12 protein-coding genes are annotated in these 14,086 nt (G+C 54.0%); 6 read left to right on the top strand and 6 right to left on the bottom strand.

From position 1 onward, the window contains the following. The first annotated feature begins 5 nt into the window (after positions 1 to 5). A complete protein-coding gene (locus tag SC206_RS09615) occupies positions 6 to 839 on the top strand; it encodes a transporter substrate-binding domain-containing protein (protein ID WP_332736563.1) in 834 nt (277 codons plus the stop codon). Positions 840 to 981: 142 nt separating this feature from the next. Here SC206_RS09615 and SC206_RS09610 read toward each other — a convergent pair whose 3' ends face one another. The 6 genes from SC206_RS09610 to SC206_RS09585 form a co-directional block, all read right to left on the bottom strand. After that, positions 982 to 1,785: a transporter substrate-binding domain-containing protein gene (locus SC206_RS09610; RefSeq protein WP_332736561.1), complete on the bottom strand. Its 804-nt coding sequence runs from the start codon at positions 1,783 to 1,785 to the stop codon at positions 982 to 984. Positions 1,786 to 1,807: 22 nt separating this feature from the next. Next, entirely contained in the window at positions 1,808 to 2,491 is a 684-nt protein-coding gene (locus SC206_RS09605) for an amino acid ABC transporter permease (protein WP_332736559.1), read from the bottom strand. Between the two features lie 148 nt (positions 2,492 to 2,639). Further along, positions 2,640 to 3,371, bottom strand: a complete 732-nt coding sequence (locus SC206_RS09600) for an amino acid ABC transporter ATP-binding protein (protein WP_332736557.1) — start codon at positions 3,369 to 3,371, stop codon at positions 2,640 to 2,642. A gap of 142 nt (positions 3,372 to 3,513) precedes the next feature. Next, positions 3,514 to 4,701 carry a MalY/PatB family protein gene (locus SC206_RS09595; protein ID WP_332736555.1) on the bottom strand — a complete coding sequence of 396 codons (1,188 nt, stop codon included), beginning with the start codon at positions 4,699 to 4,701 and terminating at the stop codon, positions 3,514 to 3,516. A gap of 72 nt (positions 4,702 to 4,773) precedes the next feature. Beyond that, positions 4,774 to 5,910, bottom strand: a complete 1,137-nt coding sequence (locus tag SC206_RS09590) for a hypothetical protein (protein ID WP_332736553.1) — start codon at positions 5,908 to 5,910, stop codon at positions 4,774 to 4,776. Positions 5,911 to 6,109: 199 nt separating this feature from the next. Beyond that, positions 6,110 to 7,021 (bottom strand): LysR family transcriptional regulator, encoded by a 912-nt coding sequence (locus SC206_RS09585; RefSeq protein ID WP_332736551.1) that lies wholly within the window; start codon positions 7,019 to 7,021, stop codon positions 6,110 to 6,112. A gap of 212 nt (positions 7,022 to 7,233) precedes the next feature. On the opposite strand from SC206_RS09585, the gene SC206_RS09580 reads away from it, so the two are divergent. The 5 genes from SC206_RS09580 to SC206_RS09560 all read left to right on the top strand — a co-directional run bounded on the left by SC206_RS09580 (position 7,234) and on the right by SC206_RS09560 (position 14,086). Next, positions 7,234 to 8,766 carry an ABC transporter substrate-binding protein gene (locus SC206_RS09580; protein ID WP_332736550.1) on the top strand — a complete coding sequence of 511 codons (1,533 nt, stop codon included), beginning with the start codon at positions 7,234 to 7,236 and terminating at the stop codon, positions 8,764 to 8,766. Positions 8,767 to 8,791: 25 nt separating this feature from the next. Next, entirely contained in the window at positions 8,792 to 9,718 is a 927-nt protein-coding gene (locus SC206_RS09575; RefSeq protein WP_332736549.1) for an ABC transporter permease, read from the top strand. A 40-nt stretch (positions 9,719 to 9,758) separates the two neighbouring features. After that, positions 9,759 to 11,702: a dipeptide/oligopeptide/nickel ABC transporter permease/ATP-binding protein gene (locus SC206_RS09570; protein ID WP_332736547.1), complete on the top strand. Its 1,944-nt coding sequence runs from the start codon at positions 9,759 to 9,761 to the stop codon at positions 11,700 to 11,702. Further along, positions 11,695 to 12,807, top strand: coding sequence for an ABC transporter ATP-binding protein (locus tag SC206_RS09565; protein WP_332736545.1), 1,113 nt, complete (start codon positions 11,695 to 11,697; stop codon positions 12,805 to 12,807). The genes SC206_RS09570 and SC206_RS09565 overlap by 8 nt, the downstream gene beginning before the upstream one ends. Before the next feature lie 88 nt (positions 12,808 to 12,895). Further along, positions 12,896 to 14,086: an NAD(P)/FAD-dependent oxidoreductase gene (locus SC206_RS09560; protein ID WP_332736543.1), complete on the top strand. Its 1,191-nt coding sequence runs from the start codon at positions 12,896 to 12,898 to the stop codon at positions 14,084 to 14,086.

The raw sequence follows: 14,086 nt of genomic DNA, 5'->3' as shown, positions 1-14,086 counted from the left end.
TCAATATGAAACCTGTTGCATTGTTTATCAGTAGCTTGGCAATCGTGGCCAGCGGTTCTTCAGCGATGGCGGCAACGTCACCCACGCTTATCGCGAATTCCCCCTATGTGGGTAAAACGCTGGTGATGGCGATTCAGTATGACTGGGAACCCTTGTCCTATAAAAGTGATGCAGGTGAGCCGAGCGGCTATTTTTATGATATTGCCACAGCTGCCGCCGCGCGACTTGGCGCAAAAATAGAGGTTACCAGCGGTGATTTTGCCGCGGTCATTCCGGCCATACAGTCAGGGAAATTTGCGCTTGCGGCGGGTTTAGACGCCACCGCTGAGCGTCAATCGGTAGTGGATATTGCCTCGACAGTGAATGCTGGTTATCAAATCATCGTGCTCAAAAAGTCTGCTGTTGCAGAAAACGCCACCCTGAATGATTTCTGTGGCAAAACTATCGCGCTTCTTGCCAGTCACCCATCGACTAAAACGTTTGAAGCACAGTCGGAAAAATGTGTCGCTGAAGGTAAAAAAGCCATTACTGTCAGCCAATTCCCAGACAGGGGCGCGACCTGGTTAGCGCTACGTTCCGGACGCGCCGACGCCACGCTGGGCTATACCGGCGAAAACGGCTGGTTATTGAAGAGTCAGTCAGATTTAAAACGCGTGGGTCCCATCATTGATACCACCTATGCCGGTATTCCGATCAGCAAACAGTCAGGAGACGGCAAATATTGGGTCGAGGCAATCAACTCACTGATTGAAGACGGCACTTACCAGAAGATTTTGGCGAAATATGGCGTGCCCGAAGTTGCGATCCCTCGTTCTCAGCTTAATCCTGTAAAAAGCTAAAATGGTTGAGTATTTATAGGGCCAGCGACTTAGTCGATAGAAGGCTGTTAGGTTGAACTTAGGTTGAACTTAAGTTGAAACTGCCTAACAGCTTCTTTAAAAGGCTTTGCTCAAGATTGTCGTTAATGAAGATTACAGGCAATTACCCCTTCGTCGGGATCTGAGCATCAGGATCGGTGCTTAGGTCATACTCGAACCACTTTTCCGAGATCTTTTTCAACGTGCCGTCTTCACGCAGCTGCTGGAGGGCAGCATCTGACTTCTTGCGCAGCGCTTCGCCACGGGCATCTTTGCGGAATGGCAGGGCGACAGGTTTAACGCCAAACGGCTGGCCTACGACTTTTAACGGCAGATGTTTGTGTTTGATTTGTCCGAGCAAGATGACCTGTCCTGAAACGAAAGCATCAACCTTTCCCTGCACCACGGCGTTGTAAATCACATCCTCTCCTTCGAAACGCACTAGCTTGATTTGATTTTGCGGGTCATTTTCCTTGAGCGTATTGGCAAAGTTTGAACCCAGCGACGCAGCCACGGTTTTACCTTTCATATCCGGCAAGCCGTGAATGGTAGTGTTATTAACGCTGACCGCCAGCTGGGCCGCAGAATAGTAATAGGGCGTCGTAAAATCGTATTTCTTACGGCGCTCGGGCGTGTCGGCAAAATTCCCGACGGTATCAACCTTGCCCGTTTCCAGCGAGCCGAGCGCGCCGACCCAATCTGAAGTCACCCACTGGATTTTGTAGTGCATTTTCTCGGCCATTGCGTTGAGAATATCGACGCTAAAGCCCTTATTTTCGTCTTTATCCTTAAAGAAATGCGGATAACCGTCTGGCGTCACGCCAACGCGCAGAATGGGCGTTTCATCTACCTGCGCGGCGGGTTTGTCACAAGCGTTGAGCAGCAGCACTGAGCAGGCGACCAGCGCCAGTTTACAAGCCTTCATCATGTTTCCTCTGCTTTGACGTCTTTTAATGGACGTAGGGTTTATTAAAAGATTTTTCGAGGCGACGCTGTAATTCGCTAAGCACGATGGTTAATGCCCAATAAATCAGGCCAACGGCGAAATAGGCTTCGAAATATTTAAGGGATTCGGTCGCCGCCAGTTTTCCGGCGGCCAGCAGTTCGCTAACGCCCAGAGTGAAAGCGAGTGAAGAGTTTTTTATCAGGCCGATATAAACGTTGCCGGTTGCGGGAATGGCGTTGCGGCAGGCCTGCGGGAAAAGAATGCGTCGTGAAGCCTGAGAGAGTGTCAGCCCGGATGCCAACGAAGCTTCTAACTGGCCTTTATCAACCGAATCGATGGCGGCGCGAAATATTTCAGCCAGATAGGCCGAGGTATTCAAGCTCAAACCCAGGATCACGGCGTTTATTGCGCTCATCGAATTAAGCGCCGGAAACAGCTGCGGCAGGCCAAAATAGATGATTAACAGCTGCACCAGCACAGGCGTGCCGCGAAAGAAAGAGATATAGAGATGCGCGAAACCGACGACAATTCTGCCAAAGCCTCTGTTTTCAATGCGTAGTAATAGCGCGAAAATCAGCCCCAGCACGGTAGCCAATAAAATCGACAGCAGGGAAATAAGCAGGGTAATCGGTAAATAGCCGAGTATTTGCGGGATAACGCTCAGCATATAAGAAACATCGAAATTCATAATCAGCCGTTCCGTTAGGTTCTTAAAAGATAAAAATTGGCTTAAACGCCATATAAGGGTCTGGATCTACGTGTTAAGCAAATAAGATTTTGGCAAACAACAATTTGGCAAACAACAATTTGGCAAACAACAATTTGGCAAATAAAAGTTAGGCGAAGTCATGGAGAAACGTACGGGTGCGATTTTCGGTGGAGGCGGTGAAAATCTGGTTTGGTTTGCCCTGTTCAATGATTTTCCCTTGTTCCATAAAGAAAATTCGGTCGGAGACGTCGCGGGCAAAGCTCATCTCATGGGTCACTATCATCATGGTGAGATTTTTATCGGCGAGGGAAGCAATCAGATTCAAGACTTCGCGGCGAATTTCAGGGTCAAGCGACGAGGTCGGTTCATCAAGCAGAATAACCTGCGGCTCCACGCTTAGGGCACGCGCAATGCCAACGCGCTGCTGCTGGCCGCCGGAAAGGGTAGCGGGATAAGCGTCGGCCTTGTGCGCTAAACCCACCTGCGCCAACAGTGCCATTCCACGCTCTTTGGCCTCGTTTTTCTTAACACCGTGGGTATAAATCAGGATTTCAGTGATGTTTTCCAGCGCGGTCTTGTTTTTGAACAGGTTGTAATGCTGAAAAACCATTGAGGTTTGGCGGCGAAAGGAGGCGATTTGCTTACGTGTAAGACTTTCAGCCTGAATTTGCTGATTACCGATTTGCAGTGTTCCGCTGTCGGGTTTGACCAACAGGTTAAGCGAACGCAGCAGGGTGGATTTACCAGAACCGGACGGGCCGATAACCGACACTACCTCACTGCGTTTGATGCTGAAATTGACCTCTGAAAGGGCTTTAAAATGGTTGAAATGCTTGTTCAGTCCACTGACAGTTATCATGCTGGCTCCGAGGATTTTACATGCGTTAAAGGCTTTCTCAATCTAGAAAGCTGTCGCTAATCAACGGATTATTATCTGCCTCGCCAGCAACCACAAATGCTTATAATGGCAATGGTTATGTGCTTTTCATCAACTCTATTTATCAAATGAAGCAGCGCTGTAATCTCTCAATGACTTTCACCAATTCTGCACGCGGTAACGCAAAGTTGAGTCGCATGAAGCCTGCGCCCGCCGCACTGAACTTCAATCCGTTGTTCAGCTTTACCCCGGCTTCGTTTAAAAGTTTATGCTCCAACTCGGAAGGGTTTAATCCGCTGTTTCTGAAATCCAGCCAGGCAAGATAAGTGCCTTCAAGCTTGAACAGCGAAACGCTGCGCATTGGCTGAAGCGCGTTGTCGAGGAGCGCGTAATTCTCACGGAGATAAGGCAGCAGGGCTTCAAGCCACTTTTCGCCGTGACGATAGGCCGCGTCGCAGGCGGCGATGGCAAGAATGTCTGGCTGGTGGACACTCAGCTGGTAAAGTTCATGGCGCAGCTTTTCGCGTATTTCAGTATTCTTGACCACCAGCTGGGCGACGGGCAAACCGCTGAGATTGAAAGTCTTGCAAGGTGACGTAAACGTAATTGTGAAATCCGCGTAGCGTTCATCCAGCGCGGCCACGGGCGTATAGCGCGTATTACCCAAGATAAGCTCTTGATGCACGTCATCAGAAATCAGCAGCAGGCCGTGGCGCTGACAAAGTTCGGCAATTTGGGTTAACTCTTCAACTTTCCATACCTTGCCAATCGGGTTATGCGGATTACAAAGAATCAGCATTCGGCTGCGCGGGGTGAGCTTTGCCTCGATGAGGGCGACATCCAGCTGATACTGCAAGCCGTTTTCGACCAGCGGCACTTCAACCACGTTTCTGCCCGTGTGGTTGATAACCCGGTTAAAGGTGCCAAAACCTGGGGAGAGCACGATTACCTCGTCGTCAGGCTCACTATAAGCGCGAATAATAACGTCAAGCGCCGTTATCACCGACTGGCAGGAAAGCAGCCATTCAGGGTTGATACTCCACTGATGCCGAGAAGCCTGCCATTGGCAGAATACCTGCGCGAAATCTGCTGGCCATTCGCTGTAACCTAAAACGCCGTGATCCAATGCGTCACGAATAGCGGCCAGCACGGGCTGCGGCGACGTAAACTCCATGTCGGCAATCCACAGCGGGATCACTTTCTCGCTACCTGACGTAGCGAGCTGTTCTACCTCGAGCCATTTGGTGGCGCGTTGCGAACGGCGGTCAATGACAGCGTCAAAGTCGGGCTGCGTTGTGTGTTCAGGTATCAATCGGGTTCTCCAGTTCAACATAGGGTCGGCAACTCTCTAGTATAGAGAACTCTTATCATGTGTTAACAGCCGCTAGGTAAAGTTAATTTCGTTTTTATCAAACGAACCAAAGAGATACGGATAGACGCCTTCCTTTAAGAAGCAATCGAGATTATCAAGGCTGAAATCATAGTCAGAGACGTAGAAATGCCGTCCGCTCAGCCCTTGATCGCCAATTTTACCAAGATACTTTTCTAGCGCCTTACTGACGTGTTCCAGGCTTACAGGCTGTTCAAGCAGCCGGGCAATATCGTGCATCCGATCAATAAACGGCTTTACGGATTGGTTAAGCTGCTCGCCGTCATCGCACAGCCCGTATTCAATCTGGCAGCGATTATGCTCATCCAGTTTAAGTTTTAAGGCGCTGCTCGAGACCACTACCTTGTCGCCCGTCAGCAAGCCTTGATAGGCTTTTTCAAGTTTGCCATTGTGCGCCACTTTGGAAACCAGAAGATAAACGCCGTTTGCCTTGCTGCTGTCTTCAATGGGTCGGCCACGAATGGTGATGTACCTCATCAAATTCGCGGCGCTGATAGTCGATATGTCGAGCGCGGTAGGCGGATCGATGGCGAGTAAAATGGTCGCGCCACGCAGGCGATCATGGTTTGCTTGCGACGGACAGGCTTGAGAATAAGCTGCTTGCGGCAGACTGGCCTGTGAATAAGCCCGTTGCGGCACGCTTTTACCCGCTTCGCCCAGATAATCCTGCTCGGTAACGTAATGGCGCACCTCGGCATTTACCTTCTCTTCAAATGCGCTTAATGCCTCTGTATACCCCGTTTGCTGATAATCGTAATCGATTAAACGCCATTGAATGTCATCATAACCTGCCTTCTTAAGCTGAAAGTCGATGAGTCGCTCAGTAAGCAGGCCGCCAGACCCTAACGAAACCAGCGTGATAGGCGTGTCCCTGAGCGGCAAATTGTTAACGACGTGCGCCGTGAGTCCGTTAATAAACTCGACGCGATGACCCAGCGACGCCACGGGTTGGCTCTCTGCCCATGAAAACGGCCCCATTCGACGAGTATTTTGCAGGAGATCCGGCTCGATATAACTTTCTTTCAACACCTGACGCAGCGTTAACGGTTCGAGTGGCTCATCAACGTGAGGAATTTGCCGCGGCGTGCTGGTGGCGTGACTACGGGTAACGTGACTCATTGAGGGGATCATGGGCGCTTACTCCTTGGCGTCAGGTCTGATTGAGCTGTTCGGGTCGATTGCCAAGGAGTGTAGGACGCGCGTTAAAGCAAATCTGCTTCTTGTCTCATTTTTGCGGCATGTCTCGATAGAACAAACAATTCAGACAAAATGACGCAGCCAACTTTAAACACGCTTATCTAAAAAAAGTAATTTGAAATACGATGAAACGTTATCTGCGCCGTGTGGTGAGCATAAAATCGATAAACAGTTCGATTAAACGATTATGAGGTTGATTACGCGCGCGAATAAGATAGATAGGCACTGACACGCCCGGATGAAAGGGAATGAATTTCACCGCGCCAGACGCACTGGTGCCTACGGAAGCGCTGCCTACAGAATAAAGCCGCGCGGTTTCATCATCGACAATGCCTATTCCGCAGCCTTGCTGCACCATCGCGCACAGCGCCTCGCCCAGCGAAATATCAATCGTCGATTTATATTCAATGCCGGCCTGCGCCATCACGCGATCAAAATTCTGGCGCAATCCGTCACCCGCGCCGAGCGAAATAATATTTTCATCGCGTAAATCCTCAGGCATCACCTTCTGATGCTTCGCCAGCCGGTGATCTCTTGGCACGGCAATAAGCCCCTGCATCTCAAACAGCTTGTCGCGCAGCAGGGAATGATCTTCTGTGCGCGCCTGCGCAATGCCGACATCAATTTGCCCGTTGCCTACCAGCCGCGCCATGTCGTTGGAAGAGGCGGTCAGCAGCGACAGCGAAATTTGCTGATACCGCGCGCTGAATTCTGCCATTGCAGTCGGCATCCATTCACGGCCAAAGGTGTGCATGACGCCAATCACCAGCCGACCCTGCTTAATGTGCTGCAAGGTTTTGCCAAAACGCTTGAGATTTTCGAAACCGAGAGCCACGCGTTCAACTTCGGTATAAAGCGAGCGCGCCTCGTCGGTAGGTAAAAGCCCCTTCGCGGTGCGCGTAAACAGCAGCAGGCCGAGATCCTGTTCCAGCGTTTTCAAGGTCTTGCTCACGGCGGGCTGGGAGACGTGCAAAATCTCGGAGGCGTAGGTAATAGACCCACTCTGCATGATGGCTTTAAACACCTGCACCTGACGGTAATTCATCGGACTCTCCTCAATGGGCGGATCATTTTGGGGCACGCGATATAACCTGAAGTTAACAAGCTATCAATAATATGAAATTGACGCAAAGGGGCTTTTCCCATTGAATGATTTCTCGACAAAAGGACGTATCGCTCTCCCATAAGGGTGCTAAAAATCCTTATTCTTCATTGGTATATCAGTATTTACTTTTATCACCTGACAGAGGAAAAGAAATGAGTCTGATCACCTGCGTTCGCTCCTCCCTGTTTTCGTTATCCCTGCTGGCGCTTGCCACTTCCGCCGCCTACGCTGCGCCCACGCAGACTCTTCGTGTCGCCGTCGGTGCTGACCCAGCCACGCTTGACCCGCAATTTAATGACCTGCCTACCGGCGATACGGTTGAAGGGCTGGTCTATGAAGGGTTGTTCCGTCTCGATGACAAAAATGCCGTGCAAAAAAGTCTGGCAACCGATTATCACTTTTCGGCCGACGGCAAAGTCTTAACCGTGAAGATTCAAACGGGCCACGTGTTTAGCAATGGCGACCCGCTGGATGCCGCCGCCGTGGTGACGAGCTTCAATCGTCTGCTGTCGGAGAAGAACGGCTCTATTTATCGCGGCATTTATACCGCGCTCGGTACGGTGAAAGCCGTGGGTGACGATACCATCGAGTTTCATATGTCGGCGCCAAACGGCCACGTGCTGCTGTTGCTGGCCAATGAAAGTGGCAGCATTGTGAATGTGAAGGCCGCAGACAAGATGGGCGCGGAGTATGGTCATAAGCCGATTGGTAGCGGACCGTATCTGGTGGATTCGTTCATCGGCGGGGAAAGTTATCGTCTGGTGCCGAATCCGAAATATCAGGGCGATCGTCCGGCAAAACTGAAATCGATTGATTTTACCGTCGTCCCTGAAGACGCCTCGCGGATGGCGCTGCTTGAAACGGGCGATACCGACATCGTTGAACGCGTGCCGCCAGAGTCCGTGGCGCAGATTAACGCGCTGTCGACCGCCAAGGTCATCATGCCGCCGAGTATGTTCTCCATCAATATGGAAATCGTGATGCGCGGCCCGCTGCAAGATTTACGGGTGCGCAAGGCGATGAATCTGGCGATTGACCGCGCGGGCATTATCAAGGGCGTGCTGGGCGGAATGGCCATTCCCTCTGTGGGCATGGTCGGGCCGGGCACGCAGGATTCGCTGCGTAAGACCTTCGAGCCGATCCCGTTTGACCCCGCGCAGGCCAAGAAGCTGCTGGCGGAGGCCGGTTATGGGCCGGGCAAACTGGCGATTACGCTGACCTGCCCGACGGGGCGCTATATCAAAGATGCCGCCGTGTGTCAGGCCGTAGCGGGTTCGCTGCAAAACGTCGGGATTAAAGCGACGGCACACGTGGTGGATCGCGGCACCTGGACGCAAATCGTCTCTCTGCCGCCGGCAAAACGCCCGGATAATCTTGGCATGTTGGGTCGCGGTACTGCCGGCATGGACTATACGCTTTACCGTCTCTTCCATACGGGTGTAAGCGCCAATACCAGTGGTTTTAGCGACCCGAAAGTCGATGCGCTGCTGGATGAAGGACGCGCAACCACTGACCCTGACAAGCAGAAGCAGATTTATGGCGAGATCCAGACCATCGTCTGGCAGCAAATGCCGTTTATCTTCCTGTGGTATCAGAATCAGGCACTTGGCGTCTCGAATAAGGTGCAGGGCTTTAAGGTGCGCCCGGATGAAACCATGGATTTCGATCAGGTCACGTTGAACTAATTCCACACCAGCCCAAGGGGAACGCATGTTTATTGTGAAACGTCTGCTTTCGGCGGTACCGACGGTGTTTATCGTCTCGCTGCTGGTGTTTTTTCTGGTGGATTTTATCCCCGGCGACCCAGCGCGCATGCTGGCGGGTCAGATGGCGAGTAATGAAGAGGTGGCGGTTATCCGCGATTCGCTTGGGCTTAACGATCCGCTGGTGGTGCGTTATGGGCGATTTTTACAGGGCATGGTCGATCCGTCGGTCATGACCTCGTTTCGTACTCATCGGCCCGTGGCGGTCGAGATTGAATCGCGACTGCCGAATACCCTGATTGTCGCCGTGGGTGGCCTGCTGGTGGGGCTGCTGCTTGGCACTATTGGCGGCATTGTCTGTGCGCTGCGTCAGGGCGGGCTGCTGGATACGGTTATTACGCTGTTAACGCTGGCCGGAATTTCAATGCCCATCTACTGGCTCGGCCTGCTGTGTATCTGGTTCTTTGCCGTCTGGCTCGGCTGGCTTCCGGCGGCGGGCGCCACGACCTGGAAACACTTTGTGCTGCCGATTATGGTGGTGGCTTCACGTCCGGCGGCGATGTTTAGTCGGTTGGTCACGGCCAGCCTGCTCGAGGCGATGAGTAAAGATTATCTGGATACCGCCCGCGCCAAAGGGTTGAGTGAAACACGGGTGATTCTGTTTCACGCGCTGCGTAATTCTCTGATTGCCGCCATTAGCGTGATTGGCGTGCAGTTCGGCGCGATGCTGGGCGGCTCGGTAGTGACGGAAACGGTATTTGGCGTGCCGGGTGTGGGGCGTCTGCTGGTGGATTCCGTCTCAAGCGCCGATTATCCGGTGATTCAATATACCATTCTGCTGTTCTCGGTATTTTTCGTGTTGATTAATCTGGCGACCGATCTGCTCACCCTGTGGCTCGATCCGCGCGCGTCCCTGCAAAGTGAACGGGGTTAAGATGATTACAGAGAGTAAGAAAACAGAAGGGCGACTGTTCGTGAGCCCCGTAAAAAATCCTGCCGCGACAGCTTTTCGCCGACCTTCGCGTTGGACGGCACTAGGCGCTATTTATCGTCAGCCTAAAGGCGCTATCGGCCTGACGCTGGTTATCTGCTACGCCTTGCTGGCGCTGTTTGGGCCAATGATCGCGCCTATCGATCCTCTCGCACAAGATTTTGCGGCGACGCTGCAAGGGCCGACGATGCAACACTGGTTTGGTACCGATCAGCTTGGGCGTGACGTATTGAGTCGTATTCTGACCGGCGCGCGTACTTCAATTGGTATTGGTATCGGCGGCGTGCTGCTGGCCTTTGTGATTGGCGTGCCGCTGGGCGTGCTTTCTGCCTGGAAGGGAGGCTGGATAGAATCGCTGGTGATGCGCGCGATGGACGTGCTGCTGAGTTTTCCGGATATTATTTTTGCGCTGGCGGTGGTGGCTATTTTTGGCGCCAGTACGCAGAACATTATTATTGCCGTCGGGCTGATTTCGGTGCCGGTGTTTGCCCGCTCTACGAGGGCGATTACCCAAAGTACGCTGGCGGAACCCTATATAGAGGGAAGCGTGTCGCTGGGTTGTCCGCCGCTGCGCGTGGTGCTGCGTCACGTGATGCCTAATATTAGTGGTCCCTTGCTGACACTTTCCAGCCTGCTGTTTGCCTCCACGCTGCTTTCGGCCTCGGGTCTCGGCTTTCTTGGGCTGGGCGTGCAGCCGCCGGATCCGGAATGGGGCACTATGCTCGGGGAAGCGCGCTCCTATATTCGCAGTAATCCCTCACTGCTGGCGTTTCCGGGCGTATTTCTGGCGCTGTCGGCGCTGGCCTTTAACCTGCTCGGCGAGGCGCTAAGAACGATTTACGATCCGCTCTCGAAACGTATTCCTTCTCGTCCGTCGCTGCTTAAACAGCTCATTGGCAAGGGCAAGAACGGGCCGCTGACGCCTTCCTCTATTCCTCATCCCGCTCACGTCGTTGAAGTTAAAGATTTGCAGATTGCCTTTAGAACGCCGAAAGGGCTGCTGGACGTGGTGCGCGGTGTCGATCTCACCCTTGAACGCGGGAAAACGCTGGCGGTGGTGGGCGAATCGGGTTCCGGTAAAAGTACCTTGCTGCGGGTAATTGGCACGCTGATTAATCCGGGGGAAGTGTCGATTGTCGCGGGAAAGGTTGATATTGACGGGCAACCTACTCAGGGACTGTCAAATCAGGCGATTCGTGCGCTGCGTCGAGAGAAAATCGGCATTGTGTTTCAAGATGCCGCCAGCGCGCTTAATCCGGTCATGACTATTGGGGCGCAGCTTGCCGAGGCGGTGAAAACGGTCGAAAAACTGACGCGCGTTCAGATTCGTCAACGCTGTATCGCGCTGCTGCGTGACGTCGAAATTTCGGATCCGGAAAAGCGGCTCGATATGTATCCGCATCAGTTTTCCGGCGGTATGAAACAGCGCATCGTGATTGCTATCGCGTTGGCGCAGAATCCCGCCGTGCTGCTGGCCGATGAGCCAACCAGCGCGCTCGACGTGACTATTCAGCAACAGTTGCTGCTGTTACTGCGCAAAATTCAACAGCAACGCGGGATGGCAATTCTTCTCGTGACGCACGACCTTAATCTGGTGGCGCGCTATGCCGACAGCGTCGCGATTATGTATGCCGGTCGGCTGGTGGAGACGGGCGCGGTTGAAACCGTTTTTCGTCAGCCGCTGCATCCGTATAGCCAGGCGTTGCGCGCCTGCACGCCTCACGCCGGTGAAAATGGGGCCGAACGTTTAACCACGATTTCGGGCGAGCCGCCGTCGATTGGTCCGCTGGTGGAAGGATGCGCTTTCCTCAGTCGCTGTCAACGCAGCCGTGGCCGCAGCGCCTGTGCTGCATCGGTTCCGCCGGCGAGAATGTTGCTGGCGCGTCAGGTGGCGTGCGTGTTCGCCGAGGAGGCTTCTCATGTTTAATCGCCCATCGTCTATCCAATCAGAGTCAACAGAGAAGGTCGCGCAACGCTGGCCAGCCAAGGGCGAAGATTTGATTATCGCTGAAAGTGTCAGCCGACATTTTACCGGCGCGCGGCAATATTTCACCGCCGCGCCAAGGCCGGTGGTGCGCGCGGTGGATAACGTGTCGTTTACCGTCAAGCGCGGCGAATGTTTCGCGATTGTCGGCGAATCGGGTTCCGGCAAGAGTTCACTGGCGCGGCTGGTGGTTGGGTTACTGGATCCGACCGAGGGCGAGGTCAAAATCAACGGCGTGTCGCAGTCAACGTTAACGCCAAAGGCACGAAGGGCGATGCGGCGTTCCGTGCAGCTGGTGTTGCAAGACCCACGCGCGTCGCTGGATCCGCGCATGACGGTATTCGACACGCTGCGCGAGGCGTTGCAGGTTCACGGTTTGCATCCGCAAAAAGAGGCCAGAGTTCAACGGATTGAAACGGTGATCCGCCAAGTTGGCCTCAGCGTGCAGCATTTGCCGCGCTTTCCACACGAACTGTCGGGCGGACAGCGGCAGCGCGCCGCCATCGCGCGCGCCATTATCTGCGAACCTGAAATTCTGGTGCTCGACGAGCCGGTAAGCGCGCTTGACGTCTCCGTGCAGGCGCAAATCATTAATCTGCTTCAGGATTTACAGCGCGACCTCGGACTGACCTACGTGATGATCACCCACGATTTGGCGCTGGTCGCGCACATGGCCGATCGCGTCGGGGTGATGTATCTCGGGCGTTTCGTTGAACAAGGCAGCGTGCGCGAAGTCTGTGGCGCACCGCGTCATCCTTATACCCAAAGCCTGATGTCACTGGTTCCCGAGAGCGACCCGTTGGCGCTGCGCGACGTTGCCCCGCAGGTGTTGCGCGGATCGATTCCCAGTCCGCTGGCCGTGCCCACGGGTTGTGCATTCCATACTCGCTGCCCGAAAGCGCGACAGCTGGCATTGTCGGGCGAGGTGCAGGGCGTGGTCGCGACGCCTGAAGGTGAAGTGCCACGCTGCTGCGCGGAAGATTCACCCGCCGTCCATCGGCTTGCCGGTCGTGACGACGCCGCCCTGTGCCATTTTGTCGCGGTTTAGCCTATGCGCTAGCCACTGTAATCACCACTGTAATCACTCAGAACACTCAACCTCATTGAGCCATTTTACTGAAAAGGAAGGAACAGCCATGTCCAGTCAAGCAAGTGAATTCGTTATCGTCGGTGGGGGCATTTACGGTTCCAGCCTCGCGTATCAGCTCGCAAAAGCGGGCAAAAGCGTGCTGCTGCTCGAAGGCGGCGAGATTGCGTCGGGCGCATCGGGCGGTCCGGGCGAGCGCGGCGTGCGGGCCAATCGTCGTGATCCACGTGAATTACCCGTCGCCGCCGTCGCGTTGGCGCTGTGGCAAAAATACCAGCAGGAGTTTGAGCACGGCGTAGGCTATCGCCGGATCGGCGGCCTGCAGGTATTCGACGTGCCTTACGGTTATCGTGAGCACGAAGTTCGCGGGCAAATGGAGGCGATGGCGCTGACGCAAACTCGGCTCGGCGCGCCGTCTGAAATTCTCAATCTCGAGCAAACTCTTGAGCGCGAGCCAGAGCTGACGCGCTCGCTGATTGGCGCCATTTATTGCCCCAATGACGGCGTGTGCGACCACACCTTTGCCACCCAGCAGTTTGCCGCCGAGGCGATAAAAGCGGGCGCGGTAATTCGCACTGGCGCAAAAGTCTCGGAGATTCTGGCCGAAGGTGGTCGCGCAACGGGCGTTAAGCTTGAAAGCGGTGAAACGATTGCCGTGGGCAGCCAGCTGATTTTGACCGCCAACGCGGGCACGCAGGCGCTGCTCAATCCGTATCTGCACGAAAAAGAGAAAGCGCCGCTGTGGCACTTAATGCCGCAGATGATTTACGTCACCAATCCGCTGAACAAAAAGATTAATCATCTGCTGTCGCACGCGCATCGCAAACTGGCGGTGAAGCAGATTGTCGACGGCACGTTAATGCTTTCGGGCGGCGCGAGCGTGAGCTATACGGCAGAAGGATTGTGGAAAGGCTCGTTGAGTTCTACCGCCAATAATCTCGCTGATGCGATCGCCGCGTTTCCGTTTATCGATAACTCCTCGTTCGTTAAAGCCGATGCCTCGCGCGTAGAAACGGTCTCTATCGACGGGATCCCGGTGGTCGATAAACCGCTGGCGCTGGAGAACACCCTTTACGGTTACGGCTGGACCGGCCACGGTTTCGCCATTTCATTGGGTATCACCCAATTCATGAGCGAATGGCTGATTAAAGGCGAGCGTCCGGCGGCGTTGGCGGCGTTTACCTCGGCGCGCTTTTACCAGCCGATGACCCTGATTAACGATGCTTTGGAAGGATTATAA

The organism is Rouxiella sp. T17 (assembly GCF_036663475.1).
Taxonomy (GTDB): domain Bacteria; phylum Pseudomonadota; class Gammaproteobacteria; order Enterobacterales; family Enterobacteriaceae; genus Rouxiella.
This window is presented reverse-complemented; position numbering and strand designations above follow the sequence as displayed.

Excerpts from the sequence above, each read along its gene's own strand:
- SC206_RS09615 (WP_332736563.1), top strand. The coding sequence starts at position 6 with ATGAAACCTGTTGCATTGTTTATCAGTAGCTTGGCAATCGTGGCCAGC.
- SC206_RS09610 (WP_332736561.1), bottom strand. The coding sequence starts at position 1,785 with ATGATGAAGGCTTGTAAACTGGCGCTGGTCGCCTGCTCAGTGCTGCTG.
- SC206_RS09605 (WP_332736559.1), bottom strand. The coding sequence starts at position 2,491 with ATGAATTTCGATGTTTCTTATATGCTGAGCGTTATCCCGCAAATACTC.
- SC206_RS09600 (WP_332736557.1), bottom strand. The coding sequence starts at position 3,371 with ATGATAACTGTCAGTGGACTGAACAAGCATTTCAACCATTTTAAAGCC.
- SC206_RS09590 (WP_332736553.1), bottom strand. The coding sequence starts at position 5,910 with ATGATCCCCTCAATGAGTCACGTTACCCGTAGTCACGCCACCAGCACG.
- SC206_RS09585 (WP_332736551.1), bottom strand. The coding sequence starts at position 7,021 with ATGAATTACCGTCAGGTGCAGGTGTTTAAAGCCATCATGCAGAGTGGG.
- SC206_RS09580 (WP_332736550.1), top strand. The coding sequence starts at position 7,234 with ATGAGTCTGATCACCTGCGTTCGCTCCTCCCTGTTTTCGTTATCCCTG.
- SC206_RS09575 (WP_332736549.1), top strand. The coding sequence starts at position 8,792 with ATGTTTATTGTGAAACGTCTGCTTTCGGCGGTACCGACGGTGTTTATC.
- SC206_RS09565 (WP_332736545.1), top strand. The coding sequence starts at position 11,695 with ATGTTTAATCGCCCATCGTCTATCCAATCAGAGTCAACAGAGAAGGTC.
- SC206_RS09560 (WP_332736543.1), top strand. The coding sequence starts at position 12,896 with ATGTCCAGTCAAGCAAGTGAATTCGTTATCGTCGGTGGGGGCATTTAC.